This window comes from Pseudomonas sp. 8AS (genome assembly GCF_902506505.1).
In the GTDB taxonomy this organism is placed as follows: domain Bacteria; phylum Pseudomonadota; class Gammaproteobacteria; order Pseudomonadales; family Pseudomonadaceae; genus Aquipseudomonas.
Map to the genome: position 1 here is coordinate 2,551,043 of NZ_LR733406.1, position 21,070 is coordinate 2,572,112.

The following is a 21,070-nucleotide window of genomic DNA, read 5'->3' on the forward strand; positions in this document are numbered from 1 at the left end:
TTCGCTAACACGGAAGCATCGTCGGGGCGTAGCGCAGCCCGGTAGCGCACTTGCATGGGGTGCAAGGGGTCGAGTGTTCGAATCACTCCGTCCCGACCAAAAAACCCTAGAAAATCCAGCCACTTAACGGTGGCTGGATTTTTTTATGGGCGCAGTTTTTCGTTGCTAATAGGACTTTGGCTGTTCTGGTTGCCAATTGGTTGCCAATTGAGATTGGCTTCTCAGTCCTGGGGAGATTAGGATCAACCCTGACAACGGAGTGGTATTCGCGAGCCTAGGGGGAGGGCGGATGTCGGCTCTGACTACCTTATTAGGGGCGACGGCATCATGGAACTGATCGACAACATCAATCACCTGCTCGGCGATGATCTCAAGCAGACGCTCAAACCAGGTGCCCGCCTGAAGATCGCGGCCTCCTGCTTTTCGATGTACGCGTTTGAAGCGCTCAAAGCAGAACTGGAAAAAATCGACGAGCTTCAATTCATCTTTACCTCGCCGACGTTCACCGCCAATGAGGTCGCCGACAAGATTCGCAAGGAACGCAAAGAATTCCACATCCCGAAGGTTGACCGCGAGCGAAGTCTGTATGGAAGTGAGTTCGAGATTCAGCTGCGCAACAAACTGACCCAGCGCGCGATTGCAAAAGAGTGCGCGGACTGGATGCGGCGCAAGGCGACGTTCAAGTCCAATCGCAGCAAGGCCCCCATGCAGCAGTTTGCCTGCGTTCAGGCTGCCGCCACAGAGACTGCCTACATGCCATTGCACGGTTTTACCGCCGTCGACCTAGGCTACCAGCAGGGCAATGCTGTCTCCAACCTCGTCAACAAGATGGACGAGTCGACCTTTACGGCGACCTACCTCAGTCTGTTTAACCAGATCTGGCAAGACCCCGAGAAGCTGGAAGATGTGACTGCGCAGATTTGCGACCACATTGCGTCCGTTTACCAGGAAAATTCGCCCGAGAGCATCTATTTCCTGATGCTCTACAACATCTTCAATGAGTTCCTGGACGACATCAACGAGGATGTCCTACCAAACGACCGCACGGGATACCAAGACACGCTCATCTGGAACAAGCTCTTCAACTACCAGAAAGATGCGGCCACTGGCCTCATCAATAAGCTGGAAACCTACAGCGGCTGCATCCTGGCTGACAGCGTTGGCTTGGGCAAAACCTTCACGGCCCTGGCGGTCGTAAAGTATTACGAGCTGCGTAACAAGTCAGTCCTGGTGTTGTGCCCCAAGAAGCTGGCGGACAACTGGCTGAACTACAATCGCAACCTCAAGACCAACATCTTTGCCCGCGACCGGTTTAACTACGACGTGCTTTGTCATACCGACCTCAGCCGTACCAGCGGCGAGTCGTTTGGTACCCCCCTGAACCGCATCAACTGGGGCAATTACGACCTCGTCGTCATCGACGAGTCGCACAACTTCCGCAACAACGACGCCTACAAGGACAAGGAAACCCGCTACCAGAAGCTGATGAACAAGGTCATCAAGGAGGGCGTGAAAACCAAGGTGCTGATGCTTTCAGCCACCCCGGTGAACAACCGCTTCAATGACCTGCGCAACCAACTGGCACTGGCCTACGAGGGCGACTCCGAGAACCTCAGCAAGAAGCTGCGCACCGGCAAGACGGTAGAAGACATTTTCCGAGGTGCGCAGGCCAGCTTCAATGCATGGGCAAAGCTTCCACCGGAAGAGCGCACCGCGCGGGCCATCCTGGACTCGTTGGACTTCGACTTCTTTGAATTGCTCGACAGCGTCACCATCGCACGCTCGCGCAAGCACATCCAGACCTTCTACGACACCAAGGATATCGGCCATTTCCCCGAGCGCCGTAAACCCTTGTCCTTCCATTGCCCGCTTACGCAACGTGCGGACGTGATGAGCTTCAACGAGATATTTGAACAACTGTCCCTGCTCAAACTCGCCGTGTACGCCCCGATCAGCTACATCCTGCCGAGTCGGCTCAAGAAGTACGAGGAGATGTACGATACACAGGTAGCCGGCGGCAAAGGAAAACTCAGACAGGTCGATCGCGAAAAGAGCCTGCAGGCGTTGATGACGACCAATCTGCTCAAACGCCTCGAAAGCTCGATTGAGTCTTTCCGCTTGACGCTCCAGTCCCTGCGTGCGAACCACACGAATACGCTGGCCAAGATCAGCACGTTCAATCAGACCGGCAACGTCGCCAGCATTGATGACCTGACCGACCAGCTGGAAAATCTCGACGCGGACGACGACGACCTGCCCGCCATTGGGGACAGCGAGATCGGCGGCAAGGTCAAGATCAGCCTCGCCGATATGGACTTGCCTTCTTGGGAGCACGAGCTAAAGGTCGATCTGGAAATCATTGATGCCTTGCTGGCGTCGATGAACAAGATCACGCCTGACGATGACGCCAAGCTGCAGCACCTGAAGGCACTGGTGCTGGAGAAAATTGCAGCACCGATCAATCCCGGCAATAAGAAGGTGCTGATCTTCACCGCCTTCGCCGACACCGCTGACTATCTGTATGCCAATTTGGCTCCGGAGTTGCTAGCCACACAGACCCTGCACAGCGCGAAAGTCACCGGCAAAGGTGCGCCGAAGTCCACGCTCAAGAAGAGCTACGACTTCCAGGAACTGCTCACCCTCTTCTCGCCGCGTTCGAAGGAGAAAGTCATCGTGCTGCCGAACGAACCAGCAGAGATTGACTTGCTGATCGGGACTGATTGCATCTCTGAAGGCCAGAACCTGCAGGACTGCGACTACCTCATCAACTACGACATCCACTGGAACCCCGTGCGCATCATCCAGCGCTTTGGCCGTGTGGATCGCATCGGCTCGCCCAACAGCAGTATCCAGCTGGTCAATTACTGGCCAGATATCTCGCTCGACGAGTACATCAACCTCAAGGAGCGGGTTGAGAGCCGGATGATGATTGCCGACGTCACGGCCACCGGTGACGACAACGTGCTGAGCGCCCAAGCCAACGACGTGTCTTATCGCAAGGAACAACTGCGTCGTCTGCAAGAAGAAGTGATCGAGCTGGAAGACCTGAAGACTGGCGTGTCGATTACCGACCTCGGGCTCAATGACTTCCGCATGGACTTGCTCAACTACGTTAAGGCCAATGGTGAAATGAGCAAGGTGCCAAGCGGGATGCACGCGGTGGTGCCTGCCAAGCCGGAGATGGGCCTGCGCCCTGGTGTAATCTTCACGCTGCGCAACCGCAATCCGAGCGTCAATGTTAGCCAGCACAACCGGCTACACCCTTACTACCTCGTCTATATCAACCGCGAGGGTGAAGTCATTCACGACCATACCGAGGTCAAGCGTTTGCTGGATCTGGTGCGCAGTTGCTGCAAGGGGCAAGCCCAACCTATTCAGGATGCCTGCCGCCTGTTCAATAAGGAAACGGCCGATGGTCGCAAGATGCAGGTGTATTCGGACCTGCTTGGCCAGACCATACGCTCCATGATCGAGGTGAAAGAAGAGAAGGACCTGGACAGCCTGTTCAGCGGTGGCAAGACCTCCGCGCTGGTCAATACCATCGCGGGGCTGGACGACTTCGAATTGATCACCTTCCTCGTGATTCAGGAGGCCGTATGAGTCTGCCTACCCGATTCGAGTCGAATGCCGCGTTCATCAACTACCCGAAGCAGGCCGCCTTTGGCCGCACCCTGCCAAAGAGCAAAATCTACGAACACAGCGGTGCCAACACAAGGTTGAAGGACTTGTTCGTTGAGCAGGTGGAGCAGATCGTCTGGCAATACAAGTTGGCACCGGAAACGATCAACCTGCCCGCCAAGCCGGGAGTGCCAGAGCTTCAGATTTTCTCAATCCAGCTCAAGACGTCGGAGCTGCATCTGGACGTTTTGCGTTGCATCGATGGCGCGGTGCAGTTTCCAATCATCTTCGAGCTGAGCTTTGATGGCCGAACTCAGGTGATTGCCGCCTACAAGCGCCCGAACGAGTCAGACGCCAGTCGTTGGGTGTTGAGTAATTACTTTGCGTCGGCATGGCTGCCGAGCGACATCGAGCGCGCGGCGATGCCCATGGTGCTCGACTTAGGTGGTTTGTACGAACAGGTACTTCAGCGCCTGATTCCTATGCCCGCGCGCCCGCAAGAAACCCTCACCGATTTTGTCGCCCGTGTCGAGTCGGTATCGGCCAAGCAGCGTGAGGTCGAGAAGGCTGCCAGCAAACTAGCGAAAGAAAAGCAATTTAACCGCAAGGTGGAGCTCAATGCGGAACTACGGAAGCTGAAAACTGAGCTGGACGAGCTCAAATTTGGATAGACAGCATAGGGTCAGGGAGGAGCTAAGATGAAGATTCAATCCGTTCGCATTAAGAACTTTAGGGCGCTCAAAGATGTATCGATCCCCTTCGATTCCATTACAACCTTCATCGGGCCCAATGGAGCAGGCAAGTCGACTGTGCTGCGAGCGCTCGATTGGTTCTTTAACGGCAAGCCGGGATCACTCACTGAGAAGGACTGTTCTTTTGGTGCAATCGACGAGAGCATCGAAGTACAGGTTACTTTCTCTGATCTGACCGCTAGGGATCGGGAGGCGCTTGGTAAGTACGCGCCAGAAGGCGTTTCGACCTTCACTGCCTGGAAGCTTCGTACACCTGACGGTGCTGAAGTGCTATCTGCCAATGCGAAGGGTTTTCCAGAGTTCAACCCAATTAAGGCAGCTAGTGGAGTCGCGGCAAAAAAAGAGCTTTACGCCAACCTAAGGGGTAGCCGACAAGATCTCGAGCTCCCGGCGGCAAGCACGGGTACAGCCATAGAGCAGGCAATGACTACTTGGGAGGCGTCCCATTCAGATCTTCTGATTGAATCTCCAGAGTCGCTGCAGACTAATTTTTTCGGCTTCAACAGTGGCGGCAAGATGAGCGGCCTCTTCGACTTCGTTCTGGTGACTGCTGACCTTCGCGCAAGCGAGGAGTCGATCGACGGTAAGTCGAGCATCATTGGCCGAATCCTTGAGCGTTCAGTTGATCGCGCCGCGGCAGACGAGGAAATCGCGAAAATTGTCGAGGATGCACGTGCAAAACAGCAGGCGATCTACGAAGAGAAGTTTAAGGGGCAATTGGACTCAATAACTGCGCAGCTTAACGATGTTGTTGCGTCCTATGCGCCAGGTCGGATGGTCACTGTTTTCCCGGCAGAGGTAGAGCTCAAAGCACCTCGGACAACGTTTGACGTTGCAGTTAAGGATGGGGCAACTGAGACCGCTGTAGAGCGCCAGGGGCATGGCTTCCAGCGCACAATTCTAATTTCGGCGCTCCAGCTTTTGGCGCAGTCGGGTGCCGCTTCAGCCGAAGGAGTCATTTGTTTAGCGATCGAGGAGCCAGAGCTCTTTCAGCACCCCATCCAAGCGCAAGCCTTTGCAAAGGTGCTCAGGTCTCTCGCCGAAGATGCAGGTAAGCGCATTCAAGTGACCTATGCGACGCACAGTCCTTACTTTCTTGAAGCACGGTATTTCGACCAAATCAGGAGGCTAACGAGGTCTTCGGATGAGGCTCCGGTTGTGACCGTCCACTTTGCCAAAGTCGAGGATGTGCAGGCGCTGCTAGAAGGCACCGTAGATGCTGGCCAGATTGAGCGTCAACTCGATGGCATCGTAACAGGCCGGCTCTCAGTTGCGTTATTCGCATCTCGTGTGCTTTTGGTCGAAGGGGATACAGAGGTTGCAGTGTTTTATGGGGTTGGTGATCGGGATGCAGTAGGGCATCTGGAGTCGAAAGGATTGTCAATCGTTTCTGCTGGTGGCAAGGGGGGCATTCCGTTGGCTCATGCGATCCTCAGCTGCTTGGGGATCCCAACTTATACGCTCTTTGATGCTGATAGCGGATTTGAGGCACGTGCTCTGGCTGTAGGCAAGAAGCAGTCTGTTATTGATGCCGAGCGGACAAAATTCTCTACTGAGAACCGCCGATTGTTGAAATACTTTGGCGAGCAAGAGCTTGACTTCCCTGCGGAAAAAATTGGTGGTCGAGTTGCCACATTGAGTGACCACCTTGAAAGTTATCTTGAGGTCAATTGGCCTGAGTGGGGCATGTCGTGCGCGAAAATAGAGGCTTTCGCTGGAATCGATCTCGCTAAAAACCAGTATGCCTACCGAACTGCCACGATCGAAGCGGAGGGAGCTGTGCCTGAGATGCTTAAGCAAATTCTGGTCAAGGCCGCGGAGGTGTAATCATGAATGAGATCATCTGTCCGCACTGTAAAAAGGCATTTAAGGTCGACGAGGCCGGGTATGCGGACATCTTAAAACAAGTCCGTGACAGTGAATTCGAAGCTCAGTTGCATGAGCGGCTGGAGCTGGCTGAACAGGAAAAGCGCAATGCCGTCGAACTCGCTCAAGCCAAGGCTGCGAGTGAGCTGCAGAGGACTGCTTCAGCTAAGGAAGCTGAGATTCAGCAGTTGAAGGCTAAGCTCGACGCCGTTGAGGTAGCGCAGAAACTCGCCGTAAGCGAGGCGCTGAGTGCTGTGGAAAAGGATCGTGATGCTCTAGCGAATGCTCTGGAACAGGCAAAGTACGAGCAGGAAACTGCATCCAAGCTTGCCGAGGCTAAGCGCCTGAGCGACTTGCAGAAAGCTGTTGCCATCAAGGATGCGGAGATTCTGAGCCTGCAGGCCAAGCTTGACGCGGGTGCCCTGGAACAAAGGCTTGCACTCGCTGAGGCCCTCGGTGTGGTTGAGAGGGAGCGCGACGAGCTGAAAGTTGGACTTGACCGGGCCTCGCTCGAGAAGCAGCTTGCTGAAACGGCATTGAAGGACAAATACGAAACTCAGCTCAAGGATCGCGATGAGGCCATTGAGCGCCTGCGGGACATGAAGGTGCGTCTATCAACCAAGATGATTGGTGAGTCCCTTGAACAGCATTGCGAAATCGAGTTCAACCGCCTCCGTGCCACTGCATTTCCGAGGGCCTACTTCGAGAAGGACAACGACGCGCGGAGCGGTAGCAAGGGTGACTACATCTTCCGCGACCTGGATGAAGCAGGCACTGAAATCGTCTCGATCATGTTCGAGATGAAGAACGAGAGTGACGAAACCGCCACCAAGAAGAAGAATGAGGATTTTCTCAAAGAGCTCGACAAGGACCGTACCGAAAAGGGCTGCGAATACGCTGTGTTGGTCTCCCTACTTGAGCCAGAGAACGAGCTCTACAACGGAGGAATCGTTGACGTATTCCATCGCTACCCGAAAATGTATGTTGTGCGCCCGCAGTTCTTCATCCCCATCATCACCCTGCTGCGCAATGCGGCGATGAAGTCTCTCCAGTACAAATCAGAACTGGCGTTGGTGAAGGCGCAAAATATCGACATCACCAACTTCGAGACCCAGCTCGACGACTTCAAGAGCGCATTCGGGCGTAACTGGCGCCTCGCCTCTGAAGGCTTCGAGGAAGCAGTCAAGCGCATCGACGAAGCCATCAAAGACCTAGAAAAAACGAAAGACGCGCTGCATAAGTCGGCCAACAATCTGCGACTCGCCAACGATAAGGCTGAGGACCTCACGGTTAAGAAGCTGACGCGGAGTAATCCGACGATGGCAGCTAAATTTGCCGAGCTCAGGCATCAAGGCAAGCCTGACGTCGAATAAGGCAAGCAGCCTCTTGCAGCCACCTAATAGAACCACTCGCGCGTAAAGCACCTTGCGCCAAGGGAACACACGATGGAAAAACTAAAAATGCATTCACCCAATCTCACACAGGACAACATCGCCCGTATTCGTGATCTGTTCCCGGGTTGCGTCACCGAAGCCAAGGGCGAGGACGGCAGTGTGAAGCTGGCGGTGGATTTCGACCAGCTGCGGCAAGAGTTGGCTGAATCAATTGTCGAAGGACCGCAGGAACGCTACCACCTGAACTGGCCGGGCAAGCGCGAGGCATTGCTGACGGCGAACGCACCAATAGCTAAGACGCTGCGCCCCTGTCGTAACGAAAGCGTGGACTTCGACATCACGAAAAACCTGTTCATCGAAGGCGATAACCTTGAAGCGTTAAAGTTGCTGCAGGAAAACTACCTCGGGCAAGTCAAACTGATCTACATCGACCCTCCCTACAACACAGGGAAAGACTTTATCTACCGCGACAACTTTACGGCATCCAAAGAAGCGTTTGAGATATTTAGCGGCGAGCGTAACGAAGAAGGTGGTCGACTCGTCAGCAACCCGGAAACACGTGGTCGGTTTCATACTGACTGGCTGAATATGATCTATCCGCGCTTGACGCTGGCCAAGCGGCTGTTAAGCGACGATGGGCTTATTCTGATCAGCATTGATGACGCTGAGCAGGCGTCATTGCGCCGCGTCTGCGATCAGGTATTCGGCGAGCAGAACTTTGTTTCCCAGCTTGTGTGGGAAAAGGGTCGAAAAAACGACGCAAAGTATTTTTCCGTTGGGCATGAATACATGCTCATCTACGCCAAGGACTTGGTGTTTCTGCGTGAGCGAGGTGAGGTCTGGCGGGAAGAAAAGCCTGGCGCGCGGGAAATTTGGGCTGAATTCCTGCGACTGCAGAGCATTCATGGCGAAGACTATGTCGCGATGGAAGCAGCAATAAGTAAGTGGTATTCGGACCTGCCCAAAGGCCACCCGTCAAAGAAATGGGCGCGTTATAAGCGCGTGGATAAGAACGGCCCGTGGCGTGACCGTGACATTTCCTGGCCGGGTGGAGATGGCCCGCGGTATGACGTTATTCACCCAGAAACCAAGCAACCGTGTGTTGTGCCTGAGGCCGGCTGGAGATATTCATCTTCTGATGAGATGCAACGCCAGATAAAGCTAGGGCTTGTCGAGTTTCGAAAGGATCACACAGAGCCGCCATTTCGTAAGGCGCACATTCGCCCGATTCCTGATGCGGCGGTTGAAGATCAAGTTGATGGCGATGATGAAAGCGGCGATGAAGAGGCCGATGCGGAGCTCGCGACGCAAGTGCGCGGTTCGTATTTCTACAAGCAGTCCCAGGTGGCCGTGAAGTACCTGCGTAAGCTAATGGGGGCAAAAGTATTCAGCAACCCTAAAGATCATGACGAGCTTGCTCGTCTGATTGAATATGTGACGCCGCGCGACCGCGAAGCCATCATTATGGATTTCTTCGCAGGCTCGGGAACTACCGCAGAAGCAGTGATGAAGGCTAATGCTGTCTATGGAACTAATCACCGTTTCATTCTCGTGCAACTGCCGGAAAGCCTTGAAGACGCCCTGGCATCAACAACAGGCACAGCGAAGAAGACCGTTCAGGCAGCAATCAATCTCCTTAAAAAAAATACTCGCCCGTTGTTGCTCTCGGAGGTAACAAAAGAGCGCATTCGTAGGGCCGGCGAAGTCACATTGAAGGAAGACTCACACGAGGAGTGGAAGAAGGATATTGGTTTCCGCGTTCTCAAGATCGACACTTCGAATATGGCCGACGTTTACTACGTGCCTGATGCGCTCGATAAGGCCAAGCTCGACCTGTTCGTCGACAACATCAAACCCGACCGCACGCCTGAGGATCTGCTGTTTCAGGTGATGCTGGATTGGGGGGTCGACCTGGCACTGCCCATTAGCAAGCAGTCTATTCAAGGCAAGGACGTGTTCTTCGTCGATAGCAATGCGCTGGCGGCATGTTTCGACGCCAGTGGTAGCATCGACGAAGCCTTCGTGAAGGAGCTGGCCAAGCATCAACCGCTGCGTGTGGTGTTCCGCGACGCAGGCTACAAAGACAGCTCGGTAAAGATTAACGTCGAGCAGATTTTCAAGCTCTTGTCGCCCACCACCGAAGTGAAATGCATCTGAGGGGCGCGTGATGAAACTCAAATTCAAAACGCAGGCTTATCAGACAGCGGCGGTGCAAGCCGTGATCGACTGCTTCAAAGGACAACCGCCCGCAACGGCGGAAGCCATCAGCTATCGCATAGATCCGGGTAAGGCCAAAAAAGGCGTCGAAGATCTGTTTGCCGACAGCGGGTTCAAGAACGCCGACCTGAAGCTGAACGATATTGCGCTGCTGGAGAACATCACTGAGGTTCAGCTTCAACAGAATTTGCCACAGTCGACCGAACTGGTGAAGACCAAGGTCAGCCGGCTCAATCTCGATATCGAGATGGAAACCGGCACAGGCAAGACGTATTGCTACATCAAGACGATCTTTGAACTTAACAAGCAGTATGGCTGGAGCAAGTTCATCATCGTGGTGCCCAGCATTGCCATCCGTGAAGGCGTGGCCAAGTCGCTGGAGATCACCGCCGAGCACTTTCTGGAGACGTACCACAAGAAGGCGCGCTTCTTCATCTACAACTCTAAGCAGTTGCATCATCTGGAGAGTTTCTCGTCGGACGCGGGCATCAACGTGATGGTGATCAACGTGCAGGCGTTTGCTGCCCGTGGCGCAGATAACCGGCGCATCTATGACGTGTTGGACGACTTCCAGTCTCGCCGACCGATTGATGTGATCAGCGCCAACCGGCCGATCCTGATCCTGGACGAGCCGCAGAAGATGGAAGGTGCAGCGACGCTGAAGTCCTTGGAGGAATTCAAGGCGCTGATGGTGCTGCGCTACTCGGCCACCCATAAGACAACGCACAACAAGGTCCACCGACTAGACGCGCTGGATGCCTACAACCAGAAGTTGGTGAAGAAGATTGCCGTGCGCGGCATCGCGGTGAAGGGGCTGGCGGGAACCAATGCCTATCTGTACCTGCAGTCCATCGAGATTTCGAGCAAGGCGCCTGTGGCCCGTGTTGAGTTCGAGCAGAAACTGGCGAGCGGAAGTATTAAGCGTGTGGTCAGGAAGCTCTCCAAAGGCGACAACGTGTTCGATCTTTCGAACGAGCTCGATCAGTATCGAGATGGCTTTGTCGTGGCCGATATCAACGCCAACTCCGACACCCTGAGCTTCACGAATGGCGTTGAGCTAACCGTTGGGGATGCGGCCGGTGATGTCACTGAAGCCGCTCTGCGCCGTATCCAAATCCGAGAGGCCATCAAGGCGCACTTCGACAAGGAACAGGCGCTGTTCCAACAGGGCGTGAAGGTGCTCACGCTCTATTTCATCGACGAAGTGGTTAAGTACCGCGACTACAGCGCACCAGACGAGAAAGGTGAGTACGCCCGTATATTCGAAGAGGAGTACCAGCTTTACATCAACGAGGTGCTGGATCTGGATGAGACGCCGTACATCAAGTACCTAAAAGGCATTTCTGCCGAAAAGACTCACAGTGGCTATTTCTCCATCGACAAGAAGAGCAAACGGCTGGCCGACCCCGCTGTCGCGGCGCGTGGCGAGAACGCGGGGCTCTCCGACGACGTGGACGCCTACGACCTGATCCTGAAGGACAAGGAGCGGCTGCTGTCGTTCGCCGAGCCGGTGCGCTTCATCTTCTCCCATTCGGCTCTGCGAGAGGGTTGGGACAACCCGAACGTGTTCGTGATCTGCGCTCTTAAGCACAGTGATAACACGATATCTCGCCGTCAGGAGGTGGGACGTGGCTTGCGGCTATCCGTCAACCAAAGCGGTGACCGGATGGATCACCCAGCCACGGTACACGATGTGAACGTACTGACTGTGGTAGCCAGCGAGAGCTACAAGGACTTTGTTGCAGCGCTGCAGAAGGACATCAGCGAGTCGCTGTCGGCGCGTCCGCGCTTGGCAGACGAGGCCTACTTCACCGGCAAGGTGCTGAAAACTGAGTCTGGCGATGTTGAGATCACTCCGCTGCTCGCCAAGCAGATTTACAAATACCTGCTCAAGCACGACTACACCGACGGCGCTGATCGCATCACCAGTGCCTACCACGAGGCCAAGAAAGACGGTTCGCTGGCTGCGTTACCCTCTGAGTTGGCACAGCACGCCGAGCAGGTCTTCAAGCTCATCGACAGCGTTTTCAGCGAGAGCCAGTTGCCCGAAATTGGCGACGACCGCAAGCCCAAGAAGAACCCTCTCAACGCCAACTTCGAGAAGCAGGAGTTCAAGGAGCTCTGGAATCGGATCAATCGCAAGGCGGCATACAGCGTCGACTTCGACTCCGACGAACTGGTGCAGAAAGCGGTCAAGATTCTCAACGACAAAGATACCGGGCTTCGTGTGACTCCGTTGCAGTACACCATCCAGCAAGGCGAACAAGCAGCCGCCGTGACTTACGAAGGAATCAAGGGCGGCAATGCGTTCGAGTTGAAGGCTACGGAGACGGAAACTAACCGCACCTCGATCCATTCGGCGGTTAAATATGACCTGATCGGTAAGCTTGCCGAAGGCACCCAGCTGACACGGCGCACTGTGACCGAGATCCTCAAAGGGCTCAATGCCGTTGTATTCGCGCAGTTCAAGATCAACCCGGAGAGCTTCATTGCCGAGACGATACGCCTTATCAACGAGCAGAAAGCCACTGTCATTATCGAACACTTGGCCTATGACCCCGTCGAGGACAAGTTCGATCTGGACATCTTCACTGCCGGGCAGACCAGGCAGGACTTCAGCAATGCAGTCAAGACGCCCAAACACCACATCTATGACTTCGTGCTGCCTGACTCCGGATCGAAACCGGAGCGCGATTTTGCTGAAGCATTGGAGGCCAGCTCTGAAGTCGTTGTATACGCCAAGTTGCCGCGCGGTTTTCTGATCCCGACACCGGTCGGCGATTACAACCCGGACTGGGCCATCTCGTTCAAGGAAGGCGTAGTAAAGCATATCTACTTCGTCGCAGAGACAAAGGGATCGATGTCCTCGATGGATCTGCGCGAGATAGAGAAAACGAAGATCAAATGCGCCCGCAAGTTCTTCGACGCAATAAATCGTCGTTTTGCGCAGGAGAACGTTAGATATGACGTTGTAAATAGTTTCGGACGGCTGATGGAGCTGGTCAAGTAGCCCCCAACGCCTCAATGCAAAGTCGTGCGTCGACTAGCTTCGACGCTTTCTTCTGCTTTTAGGTCCAGCAGTCAATCAGCAAAGGAAACTATTAATGCGCGAATCAACAACAACAAAAAGAAAAGATTGGTTAACCGAAGGGCTATCTGCGGAAGACAAAGTTTTCGTGAGTGGATCTGATGCCTTCTCAAAAAGAATAGGTGCGACTGGTCAGTTAACGCTGCGAATATTTGGACATCATCCGATCAATGAAACACCACCAAACGATCCGGCAGAACGAAGGATGTGGTTGCCCTCGCATTACAAAATTCCATTTGTAATATTGACCTGTGAAATGGAGCGCCAGGATGCTGTGGACTCCTTTAATCCTTCTTCTGTGCTGAAAATCCGAGATTACTTGAGCTACATTCTTGGTCTACCCACCTATCTTGTCGCCTATAGCAGAGATAATCTGAATCTAACGGGAGCCTTCCATACCACCTCTCCGAATAATTTTTCAGAACTGCAGAGTCCATCGGATTTTGCGAATCAAATAAATAGATTACGGGCAGGCAGGTTAGAAGATGAGCCCGAAGAGCGGAAAGCCATCAATAAGTCATTTAATGATGTTTTTCAGATATTTACGAGAAGTCTTGTTTCTTGGCAATTCAGCATCAATGACGTGGATGTCTTAGTTACAGCGCCAAGCGGAGTTATATTCTTAGAGCTGAAGCGTAGCAGCGTAATCCCTTGGCAGCCCTATCTAGACGATGCCGCCAATTATTTGCTTATGCGCTCGCTTACCAGACTTGTGCCGAAAGGTATCGATTTCACACTTCGTTATGATCTAGATAGGCCCTGTGAAGTTGAGGTTCATACGATCCTAGGGATATCTCGTGAAGTGATTCCAGGGTTCAGGAAAAAAATTTCAGGGCCCGACGAATTTTCGGTAATAAAGGAAGTATTGGCACTTCTCCGCGATCCTGAAATTCAAGCCTATGGATCGCAAAAGAGCTGAGTAAATAACTGAATCGAGGAGTCGGGCTCATGCATCCATTCTCTATAACCATTTTTACAACAACCGGCGACCCCCGACGCCCTTATAGGTTCGAGGGAAACTCTGCTATACGCCTTGTAGCGGCCACGGACGACGAAGTAATCATCCTTTGTGCCGGTGCGCTTCTTGCGAGACTGGCAAAATCCACAGAGTGGTATTCGATTTCTGATTTGAGTTTTTGAATGCCTAGCGCACTGAGAGGTGAGTCTGCTCAACAGACTGGTGATCCACATGGCGAAGAAGCTAACTCTGTATGCTTCTTTGTCTTGTCTATAGCGAAGGGAGCGCACTTTGAAAATCATGCGGTTAGGTGCGGTTATTGAGGCTACGGGGCTCGCTAGATCCACAATTTATAAGTTGATTGGCTCGGGTGAATTTCCAAAGCCTGTCCCATTAGTGGGCCGCCGCGTCGGTTGGATAGAGGCCGAGGTTCAGGAGTGGATCAAAGGCAGGATTGCCCTGCGAGAGCTTAATTCCCGTCGGTAACTGGATGCTGGCGAGGTCGTTTGCATTTTGCCGTTAGCATTCAGCCAGCGGCGATCTTGCGATAGATTGTTTTACCCTTCGAGCTGAGTCCCGTCTTTTTATATCCGAGAGCTGCGCTCTACACAGAAGTTTTGCTCTGCCCAAATGAGCTGCGGTGGGGCAGTTATGGAGATTAGAAATGGAAGTACGTTACTGGGAGGGAGGCCTGCTGCGGCATGAGGTCGAAGCTATCGAGAGCATGCGTAAGGCATTCAAGGATGTGTCTCAACCTGAAAAATCAGATGCAGCCTCGCCAACGGCTGGTAAGTCTCTAGCTCAGCAGCTCAGTAATCTGTCTCTGAAAGGCAAGGGGGCAGATCAACCTTCTGGTATGTGGCCTTGGAAGGGGTATGCAGGGTTTCGTTTTGCAGACTCGCGCGGTAAAGAAGGCGAGTTCGATCTTGTCATTGTAACCCATAAGAACGTCATCATAGTCGAGCTGAAGCATTGGAATGGTGTTATCACCAGTCATGGTGGCAAGTGGTACCAGAATGGTGATGAGCGTGATCGCTCACCAATATCGGTTACTCAGAATAAAGTCTTTCTACTAAAGAAAAAGCTCAATGCAGTTAGGCAGCAATTCCCGAAGGGCATTGTGCCAAATATCAAATTTTGCGTGGTCTTGAGCGGTAAGTGTACGTTTGATCAGCTACCCGACAATGAGCGCGAGCATGTAATGCATCTCGATGACTTCTTGAAGCTGGCCAACGAGCGTCAATTTAATAATAGGTTTCGCCCGCATCCCGAGGCGGCAGGTCTGAATCAGTATTTTGATGTGTTTGATCAGCTGCTCAATCAGGGAAGTGTCAAACCGAAGGAACTCATGGTTGATGGGTTCCGAGCGCAGGGGGAGCCGATTTTCAAGCATCCCGGCGAGGTTTATGTTGAGTATGAGGCTGCAAACGAGAATAACAAGTCCGATCGTGCTCTTTTACGATTGTGGGACTTCAATAAGCTCGATGATGTAGATGCTAAAACCCCAGAGGGGCGCTTCAAGATTCTTTCCAGGGAGCGGGATGTTCTGGTTTATCTGGGACAGCGGGATCATGAGTTGGCAAAACGTTGTCTGCGTCCTATCAGAAACCCCTCCGTGCAGTCCGTTACTCAAGAATATTCTGAGCTGTGCGAGCTTCCGGCAAGTCACTACCGGCTCAACGAATTCATCAATCGATATGCGCAGAACTATGAGGAGAGTGAACGGGTAAAGTTGGCCAAGATCTTGGTCGCGCAGTTCGCCGCCATGCACGGATTTAAGGTCGCTCACCGTGATTTGGGGGACCATAGCGTATGGTTCTCGCCATCTAGCGCCATTGCTTTGTCCAACTTCATTGCAGCCTATCATCAGCCAGCAGGTACGGTTGGCCCACGTCGTGATCAGCTGAGTATTGGCTCTATTGCTCTTCCAGAAGATCGTACTGATGAAGGTCACGGTGGTACGCCGTTCCACCGCGACGTTTTCGCGCTTGGACTCCTTTGCTGGCACTTGGCTCAAGCCAAGTCTTTACCTCTCAAGCTGAATGCCGATTACATCGATAGCGTTCGGGATGACATCCTGGATTCGGATACATGGTACTCAGGCGTTCTCGCCAAGGCGGTGGAGCACAATCCAAGCTCTCGCTACGCCAACGCCGGTGAGTTGCTGGACGAGTTGAACCAGGTAACGCCAGAAGATACAGCGCAGTTTGCTTTCGATCAGTCACAACTTGAACGTTTTTCCGCTTCAAGCGCTAGAATTTACAAAATTTACCCGGTGGATGAGGAAATCATTGATACCCCTGAGAAAGAGGTCTATCGGTCGGGTGACTGCATTGTAAAACTATGGCCTACGATCCATGCAGATGCTCCGCAGGCAGGGCAAGGTCCGTTGTTGCTCAGCTTTTTTGAAAAAATAGAACTGCTGAATAAAAGTGGCTATGAATTTTTGCCTAGGATTGATCAGTTTGGGTATGACAGGAGCGGTACTCCTTTTTTAGTTCAACAATTTATCGATGGCCAACACTGGCGCGAATTATCACAGCTGAGCTCGCGACGAGCCGAAGAGCTGATTCGTAATTTGATTTCTGCAGTTGAGTGTATGCATGAGCAGCAGTTGACTCACGGAGATCTCCATCCTGGAAATATCAAAGTCGTAGTGCCAGTTGATGACGGGCAGTCCGTACAGCTTTACCTGCTAGATCTTCCGGACCTTACAGTTTCAGGAAGCGAACCTTTCAATAATCGATATAGCCCTCTAGCCGAAAGCTGCACACCTTTCGAGCGTGATAACTTTGCTGTCATGCGTATGGCTGTAGAGTTGCTCGGAATGGACTGGGATCAGCCAGATGAACATGATCTGACTGAGCTGCGTAAGGCAATTAATGAGGAATTACAGAGCGATTCAGGCTTCGTTGCGCTAGACCGATTTAGTGATGCTCTTAATCGTGAATTTCGTCCGAAGCAAGCTAGAAAAGTTATTACAGTCACCGTGCGCGGAAATGACTCTCTAGATTTCGCAATTTATCCTGACAATGGACGCCTTTTTGTCAGCATCAAGCCAGATGTAAAGGATGCCCATCAGGCTGTCGTTACGTTCAGCGGTGTGGGCGGAAGCTTTTCAGCTGCATATGAGAAGTCCTCGAAAACCTTTGTGAGGGGATTCAAGCCCAGTCAGCAGGAGGCTGTTCCGCACTGGGTTGAGCGTAATGCAGATTTTGAAATTGATGTCGAAATTAATGTTGTTATTGCAAATATTAGTAACCTCAAAGAGCTGTCGGACTTTATGGGGAATAATCTGGCGTTCGACGAGCTTGTTGCCAGTATTATGGATGCTGTCTGTGCTTCCTCAGTAAACCAGGAGGCCGGATGTGCGCATAACTCCACCGATTTGGCTGCTGACAATGATATCAATGAAGAGCATGTCCCAGAGATAAAAACGAGGTCTATTCAGACAAGTAAAGTCTGGAAGGCTATTATGGATACAGAAGTCGAGGGGCTGCCAACGCTAGAGGTGTCGGGTGAGCCTGTCTTTAATAAAGACAAAACTGGGCTCATGATTCCATATACAGCCAGTGGTGAGATTTTAGAGTCGTTCGAGACTGATGATAAAATTAATCTCATTAAGAAGGATGGTGAAAAGCAAATCAATCTTGGTGAGATAGATCTTCGTAAGAGTACAAAGTCTGCTCTGTGTTTGGTGTACTCAGGAAAAACCAGAGCTGTTATTAAAGCTGATGATGTGCTCTATCTTCAAAGCAATAAGAACAGGTCCTCGCTGACCCGTCGTAAGCGCGCGATAGAGCGTATATTGGGTCGCCAATCAGTTGTAACAGGGCTGGTTGATTATTTTGACGAAGGCTGCAGTATAGTTCCTGAGCGATTTTCTGTGCCGCCAACTGAGGAAGGTTTCGCAGTCTACCAGCGAGAGACTTCAAGCGGGCAGACTATTGGTCTCAACGATGCACAGAAGGATGCTTTTTCAAAGTTGATAACAAACGGGCCAGTGGGTTTTTTGCAGGGGCCACCCGGTACCGGTAAGACTGAGTTTATTGCCGCATTCTGCCACTACCTGATAAGTGAAGAGGGTGCTAGGAATATCCTTCTTGTTAGCCAGTCGCATGAGGCTGTAAATACTGCGGCAGAGCGCATTCGTGCCCACTGCCGCAGATTGAATACCGATCTCGATGTTGTGCGTTTCAGCAATCGCGAACAGGTAGTCTCAGATGAGTTGCAGGATGTCTATTCCAAGTCGATTGTCACCCAGCAACAATCGAGCTTTAGCGCTGAACTAAAAAGGCGTTTGTCTCTGATGGCCCCCTCGCTTGGGGTTAGCGCCGGGTTTATCGCGAGCCTGGTTGAGCTTGAGTCGAGGATTCATGGACTGGTCAAAAGCATTGAGCGCCTGGATAAGGATCTGCAAGATGCTGGTGAGGGCACTCTCGAGTCTAAAAAATTGACCGCAAGCCTGAGTCGAATGCAAGAGGATCTGCTTGAGGCGCTTGCCAATGACTATGGTATCTCTGCAGCCCCAGAGTCTACTGCTCGGAATATGCTTGAGCAGGCCTATGCCAGTGTTACCGCCAGCCACGGTGTCAGGCCGCATGAATTTAAGCGTTGCATGGATCTGATCAAGCTGTCTGAGGAGTTGCTGCAACGTATTGCCACTGATGGCGCTAATTACGATGAGTTTCTGATGCGCGCCAGAACACTGGTCTGCGGTACCTGTGTAGGCGTCGGTCTACCGCACTTGAAACTTGCTGAAAACCGGTTTGACTGGGTCATTATCGATGAGGCTGCACGTTCTTCACCTAGCGAGCTGGCGATTGCCATGCAGGTGGGAAGCCGAATTCTGTTGGTAGGGGATCATCGGCAGCTTCCTCCAACCTATGCAGACGAGCATCTCAAGGCCATCGCCCGTGATTTGGGACTGCATAGTCAGTCAGACGAGTTTCGGCGGATCATGCGGAGCGATTTCGAGCGCGCTTTTGAGTCTGCTTATGGCCGAGGTGTCAGTGCCACACTTAAGGTTCAGTACCGTATGCAGCCACCGATCGGGGATCTGGTTTCGGAGGTTTTCTACGGTGGTGAACTAATGACTGGTGCGCGGCCTGTGCCGGAATGCTTTTCGAATGCCCCAGATGTTATCGGTTCAATCGTAACTTGGTTGGATACGGGCGTTCTCGGGAAACAAGCTAATCACTTGGAGCAGCAAGGTAGTACCAGCTTGGTAAACCATGCTGAGGCAAACTCAATTATTAGGATGCTCAAAGATATTGAAAGTGACATGGAATTCAGCTCGGCATTAGTTGAGGAAATGACGGAAACCATGGAGCCTCCTATTGGGATCATCTGCATGTATTCTGAGCAGAAGAAGTTGGTTCGTAAAAAGTTTGCCGAGAAAACATGGTCGGAAGATTTCAAGAAATTGGTCAAGATTGACACTGTTGATAGTTACCAAGGAAAAGAAAACCGCATTGTCATTGTTTCTCTGACGCGATCCTCTGCAGACCTTTCTCCAGGCTTCTTGCGGTTGCCGAATCGAATAAATGTGGCAATGTCCCGAGCCATGGATCGTTTGGTTATTGTCGGTGACATGAGTATGTGGGCAGGACGGAACGCGGATCTGCCGTTGGGTAAAGTTGCCACTTATATTCAAGAGCGTCAGGATGGTGAGCGCTACAGGATTACGTCGGTAGTAAATGCAAAAGGAGCTGCATGATGGCTGGTGAAGCTTTGGTTTTGTTTGAAGTTGATGTCTGTGTGCCAGCGCAGCAGTTCAGAATTGAGTATTCTCTGATTGAGAAGGGGGGGCTTCCATTCGTTTCTGAGTTCTTGCTGCGTTTGTTGAAAGTCTCCCCTTTGATGTCGGCTGATATAGCTAGATACTTCGGTTTCACTTCGAAAGAGTTGAGTGCGGCACTGACACCCTTTTTCCAGAAGGGAGAGGTTTCTGTCCAGCCAGATGGGCGGATTAGTCTTTCAGAAAAAGGACTTCGACTCTTTTCAGGAAATGAAGACTCTCCCAGTGTCAGGTCTAGGCAGGACTATCGGCGATCATTCACTTTTGACTTGCTAACGTTCTCCTATCTTGGGGGGAAAATTCCATCGGCAAGTACAAGGCGAGCAGTTCTTCTAGATGCCGGTGTTGAAGTTAGGGCTGTTTCACAGCAAAGGGCGGTCGGTGCATTTCAGAATAATTTGCATGAGATATTTCGTCGCGGGGATTTGACAGGGAAGGATCAGCAAGACTCTGTTCCGGAGTTGTACAAAATAAGCGACGTGAGGAAAAGCTCAGACGTGTGCTTTCTTGTTGAGGAAGCGTTGTGCCTTGATGTTGATAGTCTCGATTTGAGTTTCGAGGTGAAAAAAGGAATAGCCGAGGAGGAGGAATATATTGGTCGTCGTGCATCTATGCTGCATAGCCTAAATGGACATGAAAATTTCGATGATGTTGTTCGACTGGCAGATAAGTTAGGCGATCCAGAAACGATTGATGCTCTTTCGAGTGGAGTGATGGATTTCAGAGGAGTTGCTCAACGTGCTTTGTCGTTTGGCTTAGATGATCGCCGTGGTGACGTAAGAATTTATGGATCCCTACAGCTGAATAGAAATTGGGATCAGGTGTGTTCGTTATTGAAAAAGCACCATGATAAAATTTCTGATTCTGAGCGTGAAGTTGCTACCAGACTTACCTGGCTCGCTCCGTGCTCCCATGGATTGTGGGGTAAAAGCTCTCGCCATGGTCAAGCTTTAAGTAAGTTCGTTGAGTATGCGGGTTTAAAGAGCAAACGAAATGACCGGCATGCTTTTGAGGCAGAGATTCTGATTCCACTGTCGTCTAGCAAGGATTGGCAGTCGAAAAAGGCTGCAAATAACGATTGCGCAGAAGCGAAAGAGTATTTGCACGGTTTTGTCGAGTCTGAAACCTTGGCGCCTCTAGAGGTCTTTATGCTGAGCGGCTGTTTTGCAGTTGTTATCTATCATCTTGTGGTGCCTGACCGTTACCCTGTACCAATTCCGTTTGGATTTATTACTGAAGACCCAGCTCGCGTGAGGAGTATTGAGGGGCTAGTTAGGTCTGTTCTTGATGAGTACAGCTTTGAGAATAAGCCAAGGTACTTGGGCGGCTTGGCAGATCTGGGCAGGAATTTGTAGTGGTGTTGATGGTCCGCTCTTT

10 protein-coding genes and 1 tRNA gene are annotated in these 21,070 nt (G+C 52.0%); all 11 read left to right on the plus strand.

Translation table 11 applies throughout. The features are described from left to right. Positions 1-22 precede the first annotated feature (22 nt). Positions 23-99 (plus strand) — tRNA-Pro (locus GV001_RS11860). A gap of 228 nt (positions 100-327) precedes the next feature. Next, positions 328-3,600: a helicase-related protein gene (locus GV001_RS11865; protein ID WP_160080024.1), complete on the plus strand. Its 3,273-nt coding sequence runs from the start codon at positions 328-330 to the stop codon at positions 3,598-3,600. Beyond that, the gene (locus tag GV001_RS11870; RefSeq protein WP_160080026.1) at positions 3,597-4,289 is read left to right on the plus strand and encodes a DUF4391 domain-containing protein; all 693 of its coding nucleotides are present in this window, start codon (positions 3,597-3,599) and stop codon (positions 4,287-4,289) included. Before GV001_RS11865 ends, GV001_RS11870 begins: the two co-directional genes overlap by 4 nt. A 27-nt stretch (positions 4,290-4,316) precedes the next feature. Further along, on the plus strand, positions 4,317-6,197 hold the full coding sequence (locus tag GV001_RS11875; protein WP_160080028.1) for an ATP-dependent endonuclease: 1,881 nt from the start codon (positions 4,317-4,319) through the stop codon (positions 6,195-6,197). A gap of 2 nt (positions 6,198-6,199) precedes the next feature. Next, positions 6,200-7,609, plus strand: a complete 1,410-nt coding sequence (locus tag GV001_RS11880) for a DUF2130 domain-containing protein (RefSeq protein WP_160080030.1) — start codon at positions 6,200-6,202, stop codon at positions 7,607-7,609. A 72-nt stretch (positions 7,610-7,681) separates the two neighbouring features. Then, positions 7,682-9,787, plus strand: coding sequence for a site-specific DNA-methyltransferase (locus tag GV001_RS11885; protein ID WP_160080032.1), 2,106 nt, complete (start codon positions 7,682-7,684; stop codon positions 9,785-9,787). 10 nt (positions 9,788-9,797) lie between these two features. After that, entirely contained in the window at positions 9,798-12,857 is a 3,060-nt protein-coding gene (locus tag GV001_RS11890; RefSeq protein ID WP_160080034.1) for a type III restriction-modification system endonuclease, read from the plus strand. Between the two features lie 94 nt (positions 12,858-12,951). Then, positions 12,952-13,854, plus strand: coding sequence for a hypothetical protein (locus tag GV001_RS11895; protein ID WP_160080036.1), 903 nt, complete (start codon positions 12,952-12,954; stop codon positions 13,852-13,854). A gap of 339 nt (positions 13,855-14,193) precedes the next feature. Continuing rightward, a complete protein-coding gene (locus GV001_RS11900; RefSeq protein ID WP_178091858.1) occupies positions 14,194-14,379 on the plus strand; it encodes an AlpA family phage regulatory protein in 186 nt (61 codons plus the stop codon). Between the two features lie 178 nt (positions 14,380-14,557). Beyond that, positions 14,558-19,612, plus strand: a complete 5,055-nt coding sequence (locus GV001_RS11905; RefSeq protein WP_160080040.1) for an AAA domain-containing protein — start codon at positions 14,558-14,560, stop codon at positions 19,610-19,612. Beyond that, the gene (locus tag GV001_RS11910) at positions 19,609-21,048 is read left to right on the plus strand and encodes a hypothetical protein (protein ID WP_160080042.1); all 1,440 of its coding nucleotides are present in this window, start codon (positions 19,609-19,611) and stop codon (positions 21,046-21,048) included. Before GV001_RS11905 ends, GV001_RS11910 begins: the two co-directional genes overlap by 4 nt. Positions 21,049-21,070: the final 22 nt, after the last annotated feature.

Coding starts and splice junctions, on each gene's coding strand:
- GV001_RS11880 (WP_160080030.1), top strand. CDS start 6,200: ATGAATGAGATCATCTGTCCGCACTGTAAAAAGGCATTTAAGGTCGAC.
- GV001_RS11910 (WP_160080042.1), top strand. CDS start 19,609: ATGATGGCTGGTGAAGCTTTGGTTTTGTTTGAAGTTGATGTCTGTGTG.
- GV001_RS11900 (WP_178091858.1), top strand. CDS start 14,194: ATGCGGTTAGGTGCGGTTATTGAGGCTACGGGGCTCGCTAGATCCACA.
- GV001_RS11885 (WP_160080032.1), top strand. CDS start 7,682: ATGGAAAAACTAAAAATGCATTCACCCAATCTCACACAGGACAACATC.
- GV001_RS11875 (WP_160080028.1), top strand. CDS start 4,317: ATGAAGATTCAATCCGTTCGCATTAAGAACTTTAGGGCGCTCAAAGAT.
- GV001_RS11890 (WP_160080034.1), top strand. CDS start 9,798: ATGAAACTCAAATTCAAAACGCAGGCTTATCAGACAGCGGCGGTGCAA.
- GV001_RS11870 (WP_160080026.1), top strand. CDS start 3,597: ATGAGTCTGCCTACCCGATTCGAGTCGAATGCCGCGTTCATCAACTAC.
- GV001_RS11895 (WP_160080036.1), top strand. CDS start 12,952: ATGCGCGAATCAACAACAACAAAAAGAAAAGATTGGTTAACCGAAGGG.
- GV001_RS11865 (WP_160080024.1), top strand. CDS start 328: ATGGAACTGATCGACAACATCAATCACCTGCTCGGCGATGATCTCAAG.
- GV001_RS11905 (WP_160080040.1), top strand. CDS start 14,558: ATGGAAGTACGTTACTGGGAGGGAGGCCTGCTGCGGCATGAGGTCGAA.